The sequence below is a fragment of the Ochrobactrum sp. SFR4 genome, assembly GCF_019730395.1.
GTDB lineage: Bacteria > Pseudomonadota > Alphaproteobacteria > Rhizobiales > Rhizobiaceae > Pseudochrobactrum.
In genome coordinates this window covers 1-269 of the sequence record NZ_JAAPBB010000818.1, presented here as the reverse complement: position 1 = coordinate 269, position 269 = coordinate 1, and the positions used below count along the sequence as shown (strand labels likewise).

Sequence of the window (269 nt, the reverse complement as noted above, 5' to 3'; positions counted from 1 at the left end):
GGCCTTCATCGTCGCGACGGAAGCCCTGACGCTTATAGCCCGAGCGGTCATCACCACGGCTGTCATTGCGATCATCCGGACGGCGGTTAAAACCACGGCCTTCTTCTGAACGCTGCGGACGGTCTTCACCACTACGGCCACGACGACGGTCTTCCCCTGGTGTCGGCTTCGATGACGAGTTATAGGCTTTTGCACCCGGCGCCATCCACACATTTACGCCGCGCGGACGCTGTGGCTGTGAACCGAATTTATCATCGCCTTTATCAGAA

Annotated in this window: 1 pseudogene; it reads right to left on the bottom strand. The window is 58.4% G+C overall.

What is annotated here, in order from left to right:
- Positions 1–269: pseudogene (locus HBA93_RS21360) on the bottom strand (hypothetical protein); the annotation flags it as partial.